At 54.1% G+C, this 14,904-nt stretch carries 9 protein-coding genes; all 9 read right to left on the bottom strand.

Going from position 1 to position 14,904, the window contains the following annotated elements; all coding sequences use genetic code 11:
- Nucleotide 1 precedes the first annotated feature (1 nt).
- Complete coding sequence (gene glgA / locus CPH65_RS17585; RefSeq protein ID WP_096175066.1) at nucleotides 2-1,441, bottom strand: glycogen synthase GlgA; 1,440 nt, start codon at nucleotides 1,439-1,441, stop codon at nucleotides 2-4.
- Nucleotides 1,442-2,707: a glucose-1-phosphate adenylyltransferase gene (gene glgC / locus CPH65_RS17580; RefSeq protein ID WP_096175065.1), complete on the bottom strand. Its 1,266-nt coding sequence runs from the start codon at nucleotides 2,705-2,707 to the stop codon at nucleotides 1,442-1,444.
- Nucleotides 2,708-2,753: 46 nt separating this feature from the next.
- Nucleotides 2,754-4,955 carry a 1,4-alpha-glucan branching protein GlgB gene (gene glgB / locus CPH65_RS17575; RefSeq protein WP_096175064.1) on the bottom strand — a complete coding sequence of 734 codons (2,202 nt, stop codon included), beginning with the start codon at nucleotides 4,953-4,955 and terminating at the stop codon, nucleotides 2,754-2,756.
- Nucleotides 4,956-5,145: 190 nt separating this feature from the next.
- The gene (locus CPH65_RS17570; protein ID WP_244574443.1) at nucleotides 5,146-7,527 is read right to left on the bottom strand and encodes a glycogen/starch/alpha-glucan phosphorylase; all 2,382 of its coding nucleotides are present in this window, start codon (nucleotides 7,525-7,527) and stop codon (nucleotides 5,146-5,148) included.
- A gap of 494 nt (nucleotides 7,528-8,021) precedes the next feature.
- Nucleotides 8,022-9,437 carry a phosphomannomutase gene (locus CPH65_RS17565; protein WP_096175062.1) on the bottom strand — a complete coding sequence of 472 codons (1,416 nt, stop codon included), beginning with the start codon at nucleotides 9,435-9,437 and terminating at the stop codon, nucleotides 8,022-8,024.
- A 189-nt stretch (nucleotides 9,438-9,626) separates the two neighbouring features.
- Nucleotides 9,627-10,301: a DUF459 domain-containing protein gene (locus CPH65_RS17560; protein WP_157747772.1), complete on the bottom strand. Its 675-nt coding sequence runs from the start codon at nucleotides 10,299-10,301 to the stop codon at nucleotides 9,627-9,629.
- Between the two features lie 269 nt (nucleotides 10,302-10,570).
- Nucleotides 10,571-10,861: a hypothetical protein gene (locus CPH65_RS17555; protein WP_157747771.1), complete on the bottom strand. Its 291-nt coding sequence runs from the start codon at nucleotides 10,859-10,861 to the stop codon at nucleotides 10,571-10,573.
- A gap of 15 nt (nucleotides 10,862-10,876) precedes the next feature.
- Complete coding sequence (locus CPH65_RS17550) at nucleotides 10,877-12,283, bottom strand: MBOAT family protein (RefSeq protein WP_096175059.1); 1,407 nt, start codon at nucleotides 12,281-12,283, stop codon at nucleotides 10,877-10,879.
- Nucleotides 12,284-12,346: 63 nt separating this feature from the next.
- Entirely contained in the window at nucleotides 12,347-14,719 is a 2,373-nt protein-coding gene (locus CPH65_RS17545; RefSeq protein ID WP_096175058.1) for a GDSL-type esterase/lipase family protein, read from the bottom strand.
- Nucleotides 14,720-14,904: the final 185 nt, after the last annotated feature.

Genomic DNA, 14,904 nt, shown 5'->3' with positions numbered 1-14,904 from the left:
CTTACTCTTTGGTCAATTCTTTAAACAAGTTTGCATAAACCTCGGCCGAGCTGTTCCAGCCCACTTCCTGTGCCATGGCTTTACGAATCATGGTTTTCCAAATTTTGGTATCTTTAAACAAATCACATGTGCGGTGAATAGCCCGGTCGAGAGCCTCGACGGTCACCGGCGTAAACTGAATGCCCGTTGCGCATTTGGATGTGATAGCAGCTGCGTTGGCATCAATGACCGTGTCGGCCAATCCGCCCGTGCGGGCAACCACCGGAATGGTGCCATACCGCAGGCCAAACATTTGGGACAGGCCACAGGGCTCGAACCGGGACGGCATCAATATTGCGTCCGATCCACCCTGCATTTTATGGGAGAGTTCCTCGTCATATCCGATCTTCACACCGACCGAGCCGGGGAACCGTTTGGCCATGGCGAGATAATTCTCTTCCATATGCCGTTCACCCGATCCCAATACGATTAGTCGCGCACCACGCTTGATGATGGTGGGGATCGAATCGAGCAGAAGATCGAGCCCCTTTTGGGTTGTCAGGCGTGAAATGACGCAAAACAGCGGTGCATCCTCGCTTGGCTCGATGCCGAAATGCTGCTCCAGATAGATGCGGTTTGCTTCCCTGCGATTGAGCGAGCGTGGGCTATAGGTGTTGACCAGGCTCGGATCGTCTTCGGGATTCCAGGTGTCAAGATCAATCCCGTTGAGAATGCCAACGAGATCTGTCTGACGACTGCGCAAAAGGCCTTCAAGACCCATGCCATATTCCGGGGTCAAGAGCTCCGTCGCATAGGTCGGACTGACAGTGGTGATCTTGTCAGCCAGCGCAATGCCACCCTTGAGAAATCCTACATGCCCCCAGAACTCGAACCCGTCGGGCGTGTAGAGCCCTTCGGTCAGTCCGAGCGTTTCTCGTATTTCCCCGTCAAAGAGGCCCTGGAAGGCAATGTTGTGAATGGTCATCACAACTGGGGGCGCCTTCCGGCCGGACTGCTGCAGATAAACGGGCACCAATCCGGCTTGCCAGTCATGGGCATTGATGACATTCGACTTCCAGCCTCCCACGCCATCAAGGCCGATCTTTGCGCCCAAAAGACAGAGAGCACCAAAGCGGAGGGCATTGTCTTCCCAGTCATAACCCTCTTCATCCAAATAGATGGATCCACCACGATCAAACAGATGATCGGCTTCAAGCAGAAGAAGGTTTATTCCCTTTGCCCGAACCGAGACAATTCTGGCTGGGCCACCAAACAGGTCCTCAAGTTCCAGCTCAACATCACCATGTTTGATCCATTGCTTGAGCGCAGGATAGGCTGGCAGGAGTACTTTGACCGTATGTCCCAATGCCTCAAGAGCCTTGGGGACTGAGCCGATGACATCGGCCAGCCCGCCGGTCTTGACAAATGGTGCACATTCAGACGCAACAAATAAGATGTTCATTTACAGATCCAGCTTGTCAATCATCGACTGGGTTATCAAACAAATACCATTCTCGGTGCGCCGGAATCGCTTGGCATCCAGTTCGGGATCTTCCCCGACTACCAGACCTGGCGGGATGACCACATCGCGATCAATGACAACATCCTTGAGCTGGGCTTTGCGGTTGATTTCAACATTGGGCAGCGCAACAACGCCACTGAGTTTGGAATAGGAGTGGGCCATGACACCGGTAAACAAAAGGCAGCGATTGAGCGACGCACCGGAAATGATGCAGCCACCACAGACCATGGACGAGACCGCATGACCGCGGCGCCCTTCCTCATCGTGGATGAATTTTGCAGGCGGGGTCAGTTTCTGATAGGTCCAGATCGGCCAGTCATTGTCATAGATGTCAAGTTCAGGAATGAAATCCGTCAGATCGATATTGGCTTCCCAGAACGCATCAATGGTTCCCACGTCGCGCCAATAGGGCTTCTGTTCGAGGCCCGTACGGACACAGGAGCGACTGAACGGATGGGCAACAGCGGTTCCCAGCTTGACAAGTTTTGGAATGATATCCTTGCCGAAATCGTGATTGGAATTGGGATCATCCGCATCTTCACGCAGGAGCTCATAAAGGAATTTCGCTTCAAACACATAGATGCCCATGGAGGCAAGTGCGCGCGTCGGATCGCCGGGCATGGAAGGCGGATTTGCCGGCTTTTCAACGAAATCAAGGATGCGGTCGTTCTCGTCCGTGTGCATGACACCGAAAGCAGTGGCTTCTTTCAGCGGGACTTCGATGCAGCCGACGGTCACATCCGCACCGGTCTCGACGTGCTGGCGCACCATCAGGGCATAATCCTGCTTGTAAATGTGGTCACCGGCCAGAACCACCATATATTTCGGACCGTAGCTTTCCAGAATATCAATATTCTGATAGATGGCGTCCGTGGTGCCCTTGTACCAGTTCTCATCATCCATGCGCTGGGATGCCGGTAGAATATCCAGAAACTCGTTACGCTCCTCGCGCAGAAAGCCCCAGCCCCGCTGCAAGTGACGAATGAGACTGTGTGCCTTGTACTGAGTTGCGACACCAATTCGGCGAATACCGGAATTGACCGCATTGGACAGAGCAAAGTCGATAATGCGACTTTTACCGCCAAAATACATGGCTGGCTTTGACCTTTTTTCGGTCAGTTCTTGCAGACGGCTTCCCTTGCCGCCGGCAAGAATGAACGCCATTGACTGGTTCGCCAGTTTGGATGTCTCTCGATCTAATTTCATTGCAACCTCCCGCCTTTTGTCTGATCTTGTGTGATCATTGTCTGTCTCATGCCTGTTCCAACTGGAAGTAGAGCGTCGACAGTGGTGGCAACGTCAGGGACAAAGATTGGGTCTGACCGTGCGATGCCGTGTCTTCAGTTTCTTTGAATCCGAGGTTCCCTCGGCCTCCACCGGCATAAAGACTTGAATCCGTATTCAGAATTTCATTCCATTTTCCGGGCTTGGGAACGCCAATCCGGTATTCCTGACGCTCGACCGGCGTCATGTTGCTGACAACCAGAACCGGAGCGGCTCTATCCCGGCCCCAACGCACCCATGCGAAAACGGAATCCTCATGAGCGTTGACCTCGATCCACTGGAAGCCTTCGGGCTTTGTATCCAGTTCGTGCAGAGCCGGAGTTTCGCGATAAAGCGTATTGAGTTCCCGCACCAGTGACTGAACACCGCGTTGAAAATCATGATCCAACAAGTGCCAATCGAGGCTCTTGTTGTGGTTCCATTCGGCACCCTGCCCAAACTCACCACCCATGAACAGCAGCTTCTTGCCCGGATGCGCCCACATGTAACCGTAGTAGGCGCGCAGGTTGGCAAACTTATCTGCAGGATATCCTGGCATGCGGTCGAGCAGCGAGCCTTTACCGTGAACCACTTCATCGTGACTGAGCGGCAAGATGAAGTTTTCTGAAAAGGCATAATGCAACCCGAAGGTCATGTCATGATGATGATACTTGCGATGTATCGGCTCTTGCGCCATGTATCGCAGGGTATCGTTCATCCAGCCCATGTTCCACTTGAAGCCGAACCCCAGACCGCCATAGCTGGTCGGAGCGCTAACGCCTGGAAATGCGGTCGATTCCTCTGCCACAGTCATGATGCCTTCAGCTTCCTGATAGGCGATCGTGTTCATGTTGCGCAGGAAATCGATGGCTTCGTAATTCTCGCGTCCCCCGTCCTTGTTTGGAACCCATTGGCCATCCTCGCGAGAATAATCGCGATAGAGCATCGACGCCACAGCGTCGACGCGCAGACCATCAATATGGAACTCCTTGAACCAGTATAACGCATTAGCCGACAAAAAGTTCGCAACTTCGGCACGACCAAAATTGTAGACGAGCGTATTCCAGTCCGGGTGGAACCCTTCCCGACGATCCTCATGTTCATAGAGTGCCGTGCCGTCAAAGCGACCAAGGCCGTGAATGTCTTCAGGAAAATGCCCCGGAACCCAGTCTATCAGAATGCCGATATCAGCGGCGTGACAGGCTTCCACGAACCAGCGGAATTCCTCCAGCGTGCCGTGCCGGATGGTCGGCGCGAACAGGCCAATCGGCTGGTAGCCCCATGATCCGTCGAACGGAAATTCCGAGATCGGCATCAGTTCGATATGGGTGAAACCCATATCCTTGACGTAGGCAATCAGTTCGTGAGACAGCTCGTGATAGGACAAAGGACGATTGCCTTCGTCCGGAACCCTTTTCCAAGAGCCCAGATGCACTTCATAAATGGATATCGGCTTGTCGATGCTGTTCAGATCGCCACGCTTGCTCATCCAGTCGCCATCCTGCCATTCATGGCCGTCAAGCTTGCGCACGATAGACGCAGTCCTAGGTGGATGCTCTGAACCGAACCCGACCGGATCGGATTTCAGCGGCAACAGATTGCCCTGACGATCAAGGAGCTCATACTTGTAGGGCTCTCCATCGGAAATGCCGGGTAGGAAGATTTCCCAGACCCCTGTCACGCCGCGCTGGCGCATCAGATGCAGGCGTCCGTCCCAATTGTTGAAATTGCCAACCACGGATACACGCCGCGCATTCGGTGCCCAGACCGCAAAATGCGTCCCCTCGACGCCCTGATGCGTCATGACGTGGGCGCCAAGCACCTTCCAGAGTGAATGATGAGTGCCTTCGCCGAGCAGATATTCATCCAACTCGCCGATCACCGTGCCAAATCGGTAGGGGTCTTCCTGTATCCAGACATGGTTGCCTGTACTAACGCGGAGCTTGTAGGCAAACCAGTCGGAGCGGTTCTCAATCACATTGCAGAAAACATCGCCATAATCGGGATCTCGCTCGAGTTCGACCATCGAAGATCCGGTTTCCCAATCGATGACCTCGACGGTTGCAGCCGAGGGAATGAAAACTCTGATGACCAGCTTTCCTTCCCATTCCTGCATTCCAAGAACACCATAGGGGTTGCCGTGGGTTCCGAACTGGATGGCTTGTGCGTCTCGTCGGGATATATATGTCATAGATCCGCCTTCTCCCTCAATTTTCTTTTCACGGTAGAGCAAATACCGGTCAATTGGAACCGTTAGTGCGATATATCCCTTTGTTTTCATGCCGGTTCTTTAGGCCCATTGCGTCTTGCCGACGTAAGTGCCACATACGAAAACCGGCCGATCCAGCAAGTGGACCGGCCGGATCAAGACCCTGATTAATTTAGTAAAGTGAACGTGTGTTCCAAATGTCCTTGGCATAACCCATGATGGTACGATCCGACGAGAACCAACCAACATTGGCCGTGTTAAGGATGGCCATCTTGGTCCACATTTTGGTGTCCTTGTAGGCTTTATCCACCTTGCGTTGACAGTCGAAGTAGGCATCGAAGTCACAAGTGACCAAGAAATAGTCGCTCTCGTACATCATCTGCACGATGGATCCGTAACGATGCTGTTCATCGGGGGAGAAGACTCCGCTGGCGATCTGGTTGAGGACCCGATAGAGCCGCGGACTGGCCTCAATTGCCCGGCGGGCATATTCGGGCTGCTTGCGGCGCTCAACCACTTCAGAGGCAGTCAGACCGAAGAGGAAGAAGTTCTCAGGTCCGACATGCTCGCGGATTTCAACGTTTGCACCGTCAAGTGTCCCGATTGTCAGGGCACCGTTGAGGGCAAATTTCATATTCCCCGTACCGGAGGCTTCCTTGCCAGCGGTCGAAATCTGCTCAGACAGATCAGCCGCCGGGATCAGAACCTCAGCCATAGACACATTGTAGTTCGGCGGGAAGACGATCTGCAGATAGTCTTTGGTTGCCGGGTCGTTGTTGATCACCGTCGCGACATCGTTGATCAGGTGAATGATCTGCTTGGCCATGGCATAGCCAGGGGCTGCCTTGCCGCCGAAGATCTTGACGCGCGGGGTCCATTTCTTGTTCGGGTTGTCCTTGATCTCGTTCCAGTAGGCAACGGTCTCGAACAGGTTCATCAGCTGGCGCTTGTATTCGTGGATACGCTTGATCTGAACGTCAAACATGGCGTCGGGGTTGATCTCAACCTTGGTCTTGCCTTGCAGCCAAGTGATCAAGTCATCCTTGTTCTTGCGTTTGGCAGCCATGAATTGTTCCTGAAAGGACGCATCTTCAGCATACTGGCTGATACGCTCCAGGCGTTCGAGATCGTCGGGCCAATCCACCCCAATCGTCGAATTGATCAGTTCGCGCAAGGGCTGGTTGCAGTTATAGAGCCAGCGGCGCGGCGTGATGCCGTTCGTTTCATTGATGATTCGATCCGGATAGACCTTATGCAGATCACCAAAGACCGTTTCCTTGACGAGTTCGGTGTGCAAGGCCGAGACACCATTGACTTGATGGGCCATGATGAAGGCCAACTCACCCATGTTGACATTGCCATGATCAATGATGCGAATGTCCGAACCGGTTGCCTTGAGATGCTGATCCTGAATTATTTCGATGATGCGATAGTGGCGCGGCAGGACGCGAGCAAACAGGTGTTCAGGCCAGCGTTCCAAAGCTTCTGGAAGCAGAGTGTGGTTGGTATAGCCAAGGCACTGACGGGTGACGTCAATGGCGTCCATCATGTCCATGCCATGAACATCGCTAAGCAGACGGATAAGCTCTGGGCCAGCAATCGCCGGATGGGTATCGTTGAGCTGAATAGCGGCCTTTTCCGATAGTTTGGAAAGATCTTCATTGGACGAAAGATACCGACGGATCAAATCCTGAATGGAGGCTGAGGTGAAGAAATATTCCTGCTTCAACCGCAACTCTTTACCGATATCGGTCGTATCATCTGGATAGAGCACGCGGGAAATGGTTCGAGCCAGCGCTTCAGGCGCGGTGGCACCGAGGAAGTCCCCCCTATTGAAGCTCTCCAGGTCGAAGGCACGGGTGGGTTTTGCCGCCCACAGACGAAGGGTGTTGCACCATCTGGCCTGCCATCCGAGTACCGGGGCATCATAGGCTTGCGCGCGCACCGTCTCGGACGGATGCCAGACGGCCTTGCCGTCGGATTCGCTAACATGGCCACCAAAGCCGATGGGGTAAGAGACTTCGGGGCGCTCGAATTCCCATACGTTGCGTTGCGCAAGCCAGCCTTCGGCTGTTTCGACCTGCCGCCCGTTTTCGAAATGCTGTTCGAACAGACCGTGCTCGTAGCGGATACCGTAGCCGTGTGCCGGAATGCCAAGGGTCGCGAGCGAGTCAAGGAAACAGGCTGCGAGGCGACCAAGGCCACCGTTGCCGAGTGCTGCGTCCGGTTCATTGGAAACGATGGTGTCGTAATCCTGACCCAGATCGTGCATGGCCTGGCGCGCGACATCCTCGAAGCCGAGGTTGATGGTCACATCTTCTACCAATCGCCCGATGAGAAACTCCATGGATAGATAGTAGACGCGCTTGGCATTGGCTTCATAGGTCTTGCGCGTGCTCTCGAACCAGGGATCAACAACCATGTCCCGAATGGCGAGAGAAAGGGCAACCCGCCAGTCATAAGGTGTGGCGTGTCCGGCGTCCTTGCCCAAGGAGTATTTCAGGTGGCGAAGAATGTCCTGCTTGAGCTTGATTTGAAAAATCTTTGTATTCATGGGTCCCATCGTCCATCTGTTGTCTTACGGGCTTAACAATCCCATATGCGGCCAAAATGGCTCATCTGGTGAATTCTGTGTCGCTTTAAAGGTGTCTATTCAAAAGGGTCTCATTATCTGTCTATAAGCCACGCCTATGTCATGAAGGTCTATCGTGAATATATATTTTAAGTACACCTTATTCGCCTGAAACTACGGCAAAATTGATAGCTCGTCCAATGCTGTCTGCGCTATTGGATCCAATTTGCTCTTTTTGAGTGCAGATTCCTGTTTTTTCAGCACCACTCAAGAAAGATTGCTCAACCGGCAAGCAAATGCAAATGGTTACGGAATCGAAATGATGCGATATCCCCCACCCAATGACGCTAATTTTATCGCTCGGCGCCGTGAATTGACCGCAACACATGCGGGCTATAATCCGGTTGCCTATTCCGAACGCCCCATATGCGACGATGAAACACATCAGAGGGACCAATTGGGGTAACTGGCGGCGCTCATGAGAAAGCGCGAATAAGATCAAGGCCTTTTTTAAGCAGAGCGCTTGCGGCCTCTTGGGTTGGCGCTTCAACGTAGCAGCGCATTTCGGGCGCATTTCCCGAGGGACGAAAGTGGATGACCGTGTCGTCTTCAAGCGTCACCCGCAATCCGTCTATATCGCTTGTGCTTTGTGGTGTGCCGACGGGTGCCAGAAATTGTGCCAAATTATCTTTTGATCCACGCAGATGGGCCATCAGGGCTGCACTTCTTTCCTGAGCGAAATCGGTCACTCTTTCAGCGGCTGCAACAGGCAAATTGTAGGCGCTCACGAGATCGGAGAGTGCCCCGCCCCTCGTCCGTGCAAGGTACAGGGTTGCCAGAATGGGGAGAAAGCAATCCCGCGTTGGCAACGGGGCAAGTGTACCCTGTGCCACAGTCATGGGAGACGCCGTCAGAAAGCCGCCATTGGCTTCAAATCCAACGATGCCGTTTCGGCCTTCTTTTACCTCTTGTTCCATTCCTTCAATCACGAAGGGTGAGCCTACCTTGGTTCGGATGACGTCGAGCTTGAGACAGCGTTCGATGCCTGAATTGGATGTAACCGGTGTTACAATGACACCGGCGCCAAGGAACTGCGAAGTCAGAACGCCCAGGAGGTCCCCTCTCAAGGGTTGACCTGTTTCGTCGGCAACCAGTGGCCGGTCGGCGTCCCCGTCGGTGGAGACAAGGGCATCCAGACCATGCTCGCTTGCCCAACCTTTCAACAGCGCCACCGTCTCGGGCGATACGGCCTCAGTGTCAACCGGAATGAAGTGATCCGAGAACCCCACCTCAACAATGCTGGCACCGTAGGCTTTCAGGCACTTGGAGAGCATATCCCGTCCGACCGACGAATGCTGATAGACGCCGACTTTCATGCCTTGAAGGGCTTCTTTGCCGAGAATGCGAGCATTTCGAGCTTGGAACAGCTCCATGGCCGCGTCGTCATCGCTGATTTCGGGCGCGTCGCGGCACACCTCGACCGAGCCGTCCAGCTTCGCGGCCCATCGGGACAAGGCCAATTCGTCGCTCTTGTTGATTTCACCGCTCGGCAAGTAGAATTTGATGCCGTTGCGGTCGGCAGGAATGTGCGATCCGGTGATCATCACGCTGGCGCATTGGTCCTGAAGCCCCTTGAGCGCCAACGCTGGCGTTGGAATTGTTCCGCAATCAACCGGCACGAGCCCGCAGGACCGAATGGCGCCGAAGCAGATGGCTGCAATGTCAGGACTTGACGGGCGAAAATCCTGCGCCACGAGCATTGGATCTCCTTGCTGCGCAAGGTCCTGTTCCAACAGGTAACGACAGAAGGCCGTCAGGTACAAGGCGGCTGGCATTCCGGCAAGCTCTGTGGACAGTCCGCGCAATCCGCTTGTGCCGAATTTTACCTGCATTTTGTACTCCTGACTTTCAAAATAATGGCCTCTGCCTCAGTTCGGATGCACTGACACGGTGGTCTCCGATATCAACCGTGACGTTCTGCTTGTCAACTCCTGTCGGTTGATTTGGGACTGTTTCCATAGGCATGAAAAAGGGCCGCATCTTGGCAGCCCTTTTCATAATCCATTGCGGATTTGATCGGATCAATTGCTGATCTGCATTTCTTTTGCCACACGAACGCCAAGGTCTGCATAGCCAGCTGGTGTGAAATGCACCTTGTCCTTGGCCCTCAGTAGACGCTTTTTGCCATCAGCGGTCTCGCCGCTCATCTGGAATTTGCCGTTGCTGTTGGCGAACCAGTCCCAACTGTCGATATAGGTGATGCCATTGAGCTTGGCGCGCGCTCGGAACATGTCATTGAGATACTGGTAGCCGTCGGCGAAGTTGCTTTTGCCTACGATGGGCAGGCCGACCCAAAATACTTCTCGCCCCGGTTTCTTCACCGCATTGGTAATCTCGTCGATACGCTCGTTGTAGTGCTTGACCCACCCTTTGGACTGGAAGTGATAGGCTTTGGAGTTTTCCCGGATCGACTGAAGATCGTTCGCTCCAAACATCAGAATGTAGATATTGGAATCGTCGGTTTGAGAAATCTTTTTCGCGGCTTTGGACCAGTCGTATCGGTCATAGCGAACAAGGCCGGTGTTAACGCGGGAGTATTTCTGAACCTTGAGCTTTTCGTTCTTTCGCGCCAGATGAGTGAGGCCGATATAAAGCCCGACCGCCAGAGAATCCCCCAGAATTGCAACCGAAGCGGTGTCCCGCTTTTTGATTGTCTGAATTTTGGGGACTTTCTTTTCTTCTTCAATCTTGAGCACGGAACTGCCTGCGGCGCAGGCAGACGTCGCAACACCAATTCCTACTAGGCAGGCGGTTATCTTAAAAAAATTTAGAAATTTCATGTCAGTTATCATGTTCATCATCGCTCTGGCTCTGAACAGAAGTAATTTTATGCTGCAAAAGATACTTAGCAAATCGTTATTTCACAACCGGAAAGACAAACCGACATCCAAGATTTTCTCAATCACGCTTAATGTGAAAACTCGGTTTTGAGTCTGTCAGTGTACATATGAGCAGAAAAATTGGCTCAAAATGTGTAGTCCTGCAAGGACAGGATGAAGTCTCCGACGTGCTCCCCTACGTTTGTGGCACCAATCTCCTGCATCAGCTGATGCCAGCTTTGTGCCGCAGAGATAATCTCTTCCGCGAGAGGGCTTGGCGGTAGATCATAGGTCCAGCTTACCAGCCCGCCTGATTGAAAGGCAGCCAGAAGCAGCGTTGTTGCGATCAGGATGGCCATGGTTTGGCGCACGCGCTTCATCGTTCTGTCATCCGGCTTGCCAGTGCCGTGTGTTAAATCCTGTCTGGTGTTGCTCATTGTCATGGGTCATCCCTAGAACTGGAAATAGATGAAAGGCGCGGTTCCGAACGGGGCAATCTGCTGTATGGCCACCATGCCAAGAGTAAAGATGACCATCATCCCTAAGGTTCCGGTTTTTGACAGGGCCCAGTAGCAGCGCTCATAGCTGCGTTCCGGCATGAACTGGCCGATGGCGCACACGAGGATCAGTCCGGCGATAAAGGGTGTGAACTGGAAAATATCGGTGGTGCCAAAGGTGATGCCTTGCAGATAAGCAAGCGCCAACTCAAGGGAGCTTGCGCGGAAGAAGATCCAGGCAAGGCAAACGATATGGAAGGTCACGAGCACGCCAATGATGCGCCCTGCTCCCTTATCCACCCAGCGACGGATGCCAAGCAGCCGCTCGATGATCAGAGCCAGCCCGTGGATCGTTCCCCAGATCACGAATGTCATCGCAGCACCGTGCCACAATCCACCCAGGAACATGGTTAGAAACAGGTTGCGATAGGTTTTCAAGGGTCCGTGCTTGCTGCCACCAAGGGGAATGTAGAGGTAATCCCGCAACCATTGGGACAGAGAGATATGCCACCGGGTCCAGAATTCCTGCAAGGATGCCGACCGGTATGGCTGGTTGAAGTTGCGCTTGAAGTGATAGCCGAGCAAGGCGGCGATACCGATGGCTATGTCGCTGTAGCCGGAGAAGTCGCAATAGATCTGTGCGGCGTAGGCATAGACGGCCATGACCAGCTCAAAGCTGGAGGCCATCTCCGGCGCGACGAAGATGTTATCGACATAAAGGGTTGCCAGATAGTTGGCGAGTACCATCTTCTTGAGCATTCCAATGAGAATGAGGAACAGACCCTTGCTCATCATCAGACGTGTCAGCACCGGTGTTGCATCGAGCTGCGGCATGAAGTGTGCAGCTCTGACAATCGGGCCAGCAACCAATTGCGGGAAAAAGGAAATATAGAGCGCAAGATCGCTGAAGGAACGGGTTGCAGGTATCTCGCGCCGGTAGACATCGACGACATAAGAGATGCTCTGGAATGTAAAGAAGGAAATCCCGACAGGGAGAATGATTTCAAGAATCGGCAGGTCGCGTTCGAGGCCGATCCGGAAAAACAGCTCGCGCAGGCTTTCCATGAAGAATCCGGCATATTTGAAATAGCCGAGCAAGCCGAGATCGATGGTCACCACGAGGGCAAGGATTATCTTGCGCCGTCGCGCTTGGTCGCTGCCATCGATCCAGAGGCCGCCGATGTAGCTGACCAGCGCGTTGAACAGGAGCAAGAAGCAAAAGGCCCAGTCCCAGTAGCCATAGAAAAAATAGCTTGCAATGAGAAGCAGGTGCTTTCTGTTCTCGGCTCGCTCGCGCAATAGCCAGGACGCAAAAAATACGACCAGAAAGAATATGCCAAAATCGACAGTCGGAAACAGCATGAACCAATACGCAAATCAGAGAACGAGCCCCATCGAGACCCAACGATTGGCCGACATTGGGGGCTAATTCGAGGCTATTTTCAAGCTGTTTTTAACCTGCTGTTCCAGATAGTCGACAAAGGCACCGGCACTGCGATCATAGCCGCGCGGCGTCAGATGAACCCGGTCTTTGGCTGCCAGACGCGGATTGCTGGTCGACCATTTGGTGACACCACAGCGCCCGCCCATGGCCGATGACCAATCCCAATAAAGGGCGTCATAGCGTTTTGCCAGAGTCTTGAGCGTATCTCGGACTGTACCCAGTTTCTTGGGGGTGTACCAACCTCCACCACAGGACGGACCACCAGAGCGGCGGCGCGCACCATCGGACGGACCAACGAACATCAGTGCGGCATTGGGAGCGGCGGCACGCATCTTGTCCAGAAGCGACGTGGCTGTTTTGGTGTAACGGTTCATGTTCAGGTTGTCGTTATAGCCTTCGTTGGTGCCATAGCCATAGACGATCAAGTCTGGATTGATCCGTTTGATGTCATTGGCAATAAGCTTATCGGACCAGCGGTCGGTAACATCGACCGTCGCTCCGGAAATGCCAAAGTTCACATACTGGATCCCCGGGTTGTCCTTGCCGCTGGCCCAGTTCAGAACCGTCGTCTTGCCGCCACCGGCGTGCGTGACCGTGAGGGTCTTGGAGCGACCGGTGATGCGAACAGTTTTCGATCCGGCCTTTGCGGCATTGGCTGAAACGCGTTTGCTACCTGCCTCGGTCGCAATGGTCGCGCTTCCCTGATTGGGGCCGACGTAAAGCGTGACTTCCGCCCAGTCAAAGGCACCAGTTTTCGACGTCAGTGTCATTTTGGCGCCTCTCGACGAGGTTGCAACGCGAACACCAGATAGACCGTACGGTCCACTCTTGACCTTGAGAGAGTTGGCTGAAGACCAGCCGCGACTTGCTGTCAGTGACAGGCCGTCGGCATGCGCCCATTTATAAGCCTTTGCCGGGATAACAGCACCGCGCCCCGCGTCTCCATAGATTTTCTGAAGACGCTTGCGGATGCCGCGTGTCAGTGAGTCCGAGGCGATGTGACTATCACCGATATGCAGAATGCGAATCGGCCGATCGGAATTGCCCGCGCGGAGTGCAGCCATCTTGGACAGGAAGCTTGCTGCTCTGCCGCTCACCGGTGCACGAGGTTGAACCGGTTCGGGGTCGGCTTCAAACCCGGTCGTTGGCGCGATAGATGCCAGTTTGACTTCCCGTGCCTTTTGCAAGGCGATCAGTTCCTCGGGCTTGGACAGCGGCAGTTTGAGAAGACGGGCTCCCGTTTCCACGGGATCGGCAATCGGCGTTTCCGGAGCGGATTCAGGAATTGTCTTGATCGTTGGCAGGGCGGCGAGCACCATCTTGCTTTTGGATGCGTCTTCCTGAGGGGCTGCCTCAGCGCCTGTGTCAGCCTTCATCAGCGCCAGAGGATCGCGAATTTTCTGCGTGGTTGCCTCGGGCGTATTCGTCGTTGCAAGACCCGCTGTTTCGACGCGGTTATAATCGCCTTTGAAGGACAATTCGCTGTCGACATCGTTGTTGAGATCCGACAAGGCAACGGCTTTGAAGGTCTGTGTTTCCGCGAGCATCGGGAAATCAGCGTAAAGCATCCGCGCATGAGGAGGCGCCGCGCTGGATGCCGTTCTGGCGCGTGCCAGATCTTCTTTTGTCAGGGCCCAGCTGCTATCGATCCGCACACGCGAGTAAAGAGACTTGAGCTCGCCGAGTGCGCGCGTCATGTCAGCCTTTTCTTGTTGCAGCATGGCGATCTGAAGCTGCATGTTGCGATTTCTCTGCTCCAGCCGAGCAATAGTCTGAGCACTGGACTGGAGTGTTGCTTGTTGCCTAGAGAACCCGCTGACGTCCGGACCGATCTCCATTCCCTCAATTGATGAGTCGGACGGATTGATCTGGTTCATCATATTGTCGGACTGAAGCAGAAACAGGCCAACGAATGACAAGATGACAAGGATTCCGAGAAACCCCAGAGCCACAAGCAGGGCCGCGGTCAGTCCTCTCTCGTCCCGATGACGCCTTTGTGCCTGTGTCCGCTGGAGTTGATGTGCGGTCGGCAAATTTCGCTGCACCTGGCGGATTCGCGCAGGCTGAGGCATTCCGGGCTGATGATGCGGCGCGTTCTGGTTCGGGAACAGAGGGATTGGCTGGGCGACGTTGGCCGGGTTGGCGGCTGCGGGGTGCTGATGCACCCTACCCCTTGGCTGGCCGCTCTGAGGCATTCCGGGATTGGCTCCCTGCGCGTGACTGGCATGGTTGGCTGTTGCCTGCCGCATGGTTGCCTGATGCGATGGACCCGTCTCTTGCGGAGTGGGTGCTGGCTGGTGCGGCATCTGCTGCCCGTCCGCTGTGACCCATTGCTTCATTTGAGTTTGAGACATGAAACTGAACTCTGCTTACACGAGGGATGATCCATCCCGATAAACGGCAACCAAGACTTAATTCACGAACCTTGCGCCAGCCCTATTCAATTAAAACATGCGCTTACATGCTTAATATTCCCTAAAGACGGTTTTTGCCATCGCATGGGCCAGTAACAAGTCGACAATTTCGCTGACCACTTGTC

It is taken from the genome of Cohaesibacter sp. ES.047, from assembly GCF_900215505.1.
Taxonomy (GTDB): domain Bacteria; phylum Pseudomonadota; class Alphaproteobacteria; order Rhizobiales; family Cohaesibacteraceae; genus Cohaesibacter.
The sequence above is the reverse complement of the archived record's forward strand: the minus strand, read 5'-3'. Positions and strand labels throughout refer to the sequence as shown.

Bases quoted from the DNA above. Each gene is read 5' to 3' on its own strand.
- glgA (WP_096175066.1), bottom strand. From the start codon at position 1,441: ATGAACATCTTATTTGTTGCGTCTGAATGTGCACCATTTGTCAAGACC.
- glgC (WP_096175065.1), bottom strand. From the start codon at position 2,707: ATGAAATTAGATCGAGAGACATCCAAACTGGCGAACCAGTCAATGGCG.
- glgB (WP_096175064.1), bottom strand. From the start codon at position 4,955: ATGACATATATATCCCGACGAGACGCACAAGCCATCCAGTTCGGAACC.
- CPH65_RS17570 (WP_244574443.1), bottom strand. From the start codon at position 7,527: ATGAATACAAAGATTTTTCAAATCAAGCTCAAGCAGGACATTCTTCGC.
- CPH65_RS17565 (WP_096175062.1), bottom strand. From the start codon at position 9,437: ATGCAGGTAAAATTCGGCACAAGCGGATTGCGCGGACTGTCCACAGAG.
- CPH65_RS17555 (WP_157747771.1), bottom strand. From the start codon at position 10,861: ATGAGCAACACCAGACAGGATTTAACACACGGCACTGGCAAGCCGGAT.
- CPH65_RS17550 (WP_096175059.1), bottom strand. From the start codon at position 12,283: ATGCTGTTTCCGACTGTCGATTTTGGCATATTCTTTCTGGTCGTATTT.
- CPH65_RS17545 (WP_096175058.1), bottom strand. From the start codon at position 14,719: ATGTCTCAAACTCAAATGAAGCAATGGGTCACAGCGGACGGGCAGCAG.